The following is a 2,978-nucleotide window of genomic DNA, read 5'->3' as shown; positions in this document are numbered from 1 at the left end:
CGTACCCCGTCAGCACCGGCACCAGCGCCGGGAGCACCAGCACGGCGAGCACTGCGGCCAGCACGACCACTGCGCCCACCGCCGCGGCCGCCCGGCCGTGACCGGGCAGCGTGGCCAGGGCCACCCGCCGGCGCCGCCGCAGCGGACCCGCCGGCGTCCGCACCGCCAGAAGCGGCCGGGGGGTACGCGTGAGCCCCACCACCGCCGGAGTCCGCACCCTCGTCCTCTGGTGCCCCGACTGGCCCGTCATCGCCGCCGAGATCGTCGAGGGGATCCCAGCTTCCGGAGCCGTAGCCGTTCTCCACGGGAACAGAGTTCTTGCCTGTTCCGAAGCCGCCCGTGCGGACGGGGTGCGGCGGGGGCTTCGGCGGCGGGAGGCGCAGAGCCGGTGTCCTCAGCTCGTGGTCGTCGATCATGATCCGGGGCGGGATGCCCGGGCTTTCGAGCCGGTGGTCGCCGCCGTCGAGGAGGTTGCCGTCGGGGTCGAGGTGATCCGGGCCGGGGCTTGTGCGCTGGCCGCGCGGGGGCCCGCCCGGTACTTCGGGGGTGAGGAACTCGCCGCCGAGCGGATCGTCGAGCAGGTCGCTCAGGCCTGTGCCGTCGAGAGTCAGGTGGGCATCGCTGACGGGGTGTTCGCCGCCGGGCTGGCCGCGCGGTCCGGGACGGTCGTCGGCTCCGGGCGTACCCGGGAGTTTCTCGCCGCCGTGCCCGTCGAGGCGCTGGAGCGGCCCGACCTGGCCGACCTGCTCCGGCGGTTGGGGGTCAAGACCCTCGGCGATTTCGCCGCCCTGCCCGCTTCCGACGTGCTCACGCGGTTCGGGTTCGACGGGGCGCTCGCGCACCGGCTCGCCGGCGGCTTCGACCATCGGCCGCTGGCGGTGCGGCAGCCGCCGCCCGACCTGGACGTCAGCGACACCTACGACGAGCCGCTGGAACGCGTCGACGTCCCCGCGTTCGCCGGCCGGGTGCGGGCCGAACGGCTGCACGAGCGGCTCGCCGCGCACGGGCTGGCCTGCACCCGGCTCGGCATCGAGGCGGTCACCGCCGACGGCCAGGAACTGCACCGGGTCTGGCGGCACGAGGGCCTGCTCACGGCCGCGGCCATCGCCGAACGCGTACGGTGGCAGCTCGACGGCTGGCTCACCGGCGCCCGGCGTGGCGCACCGAACCGGCCCACCGCCGGACTGGTCCGGCTGCGGCTCGTCCCCGACGGTGTCCTCGTCCACCTCGGCCTGCAACCCGGCCTCTGGGGCGACACCGGCGCCGAACGCGAACGGGCCCACCGCGCCCTGAGCCGCATCCAAGGTCTGCTGGGGCCGGAAGCGGTGCTGACGGCCGTGCTCGGCGGGGGGCGTTCCGCGGACGACCAGGTGCGCCTGGTCCCGTGGGGTGACGAGCGCACCCCGGCCCGGCCCACCGGTGAGGCTGCCGTTCCGTTGCCGGCGCTCGAACCGGCGGTGGTCTCCCTGGTCGATCCGCCGGCGCTGGTCGCTCTCCCGAGTCCGCCACCCGAAGTGCTAGCGGCCGAAAAAGACGAGGAGTGGGGGAGCGGTGCCCGCTTGTGGGCAGTTCCGGACAAGTCGAGCCGGGAGGCGGCCGCCCACGAAAAGCCTGAAACGGGCAGGTCACGGCCGGATGCGGTGATGGGAGGGAAAGGGCGAACGCTCGAAGCGGAAGCGCGGCCCCCGAAGGCGCCAGCGGAGACGGAAGGAAGGGAACGAAAGCCGGAAGCGGCGGCACGCAAGGAAGGACCGAAGCGAGGACGCAAAGGCGTCAAACGGCCCATACCGATGCCGCCCTGGCCCGGTCGTCTGCCCCGCCCCGCGCCGGCCCTGGTCCTCCCGCAGGCCCTGCCCGCCGTCGTCCTCGATGCCGACCGCCGTCCCGTCGGGGTCAGCGCCCGCATCGAGCTCACCGGCGACCCCACCTTCCTGCTCATCGGCCCGGCTGCCCCCGTCGTCATCGCCGGCTGGGCCGGTCCGTGGCCGGTCGACGAGCGCTGGTGGGCCCCCGCCGAGGCTCGTCGTCGGGCCCGCTTCCAGGTCTCCCTCGACGACGGCCGGGCCCTGCTGCTCTCCCTCGCCGCCGGGCACTGGGCGATCGAGGCGATCTATGACTGAGGCGCCCGGACGATGAGTTTCCACAATCCGCGGATGCCGTGGTCCAAGCTGGAGGGCACGCTCACCGGCAAGCATCTGCACGTCGTCGATCCGCTCGCCGTCGACGGCGACGGCGGGGATTCCCCCGCCTGGAGCCGCAAGCGGCAGCCCTATCAGGCGCCGGCCCTGGTCCGGGCACCCAGCCGCGACCGGTACGCCGAACTGCACTGCCACACCAACTTCAGTTTCCTGGACGGCGCCAGCCACCCGGAGGAGCTTGCCGAGGAGGCCGCCCGCCTGGGGCTCACCGGACTGGCCGTCACCGACCATGACGGGTTCTACGGGGTCGTGCGTTTCTCGCAGGCCGCCCGTGAGCTGGGGTTGCCCACGATTTTCGGCGCCGAGTTGTCGCTGGATCTGGCCAAGCCGCAGAACGGTGAGGCCGACCCCGAGGGCCGGCATCTGCTCGCCCTCGCGCACGGCCCCGAGGGGTACGCCCGGCTGGCCCGGACCATCTCCCGCGGGCAGCTCGACGGCGAGGAGAAGGGCAAACCGGCGTACGGGGAGCTGGAGGACGTCGCCGCGGTGCTGCGTGACCATGTGCTCGTGCTGACCGGGTGCCGCAAGGGCAGTGTGCCGCGGGCGCTGGCCGGTGGCGGGCTGCCGGCGGCCGCGTACGAGCTGGACCGGCTCGTCCGGCTGTTCGGCCGCAGCAATGTCGTGGTGGAGCTGACCGCGCACGGCGACCCCTACGACGACGACCGCAACGACGCCCTGTACGAGCTGGCCCGCAGTCGCCGGCTGGAGGTGGTCGCGACCAACAACGTGCACTATGCGACCCCGGCGCGGCGCCGGCTGGCCACCGCGCTGGCCGCCGTA

The 2,978-nt window shown here is 74.1% G+C and carries 1 protein-coding gene and 1 pseudogene; both read left to right on the top strand.

Features of this window, described 5'->3' with window-relative positions; translation table 11 throughout:
* The first annotated feature begins 188 nt into the window (after nt 1-188).
* Nucleotides 189-2,120 (top strand): annotated as a pseudogene (locus tag AB0C29_RS41285) (DNA polymerase Y family protein).
* Nucleotides 2,121-2,132: 12 nt separating this feature from the next.
* A partial coding sequence (locus AB0C29_RS41280) for a PHP domain-containing protein (RefSeq protein WP_360832669.1) occupies nt 2,133-2,978 on the top strand: 846 nt, incomplete at its 3' end.

This window comes from Actinoplanes sp. NPDC048791 (assembly GCF_040650095.1).
Lineage (GTDB): Bacteria > Actinomycetota > Actinomycetes > Mycobacteriales > Micromonosporaceae > Actinoplanes.
The sequence above is the reverse complement of the archived record's forward strand: the minus strand, read 5'-3'. Positions and strand labels throughout refer to the sequence as shown.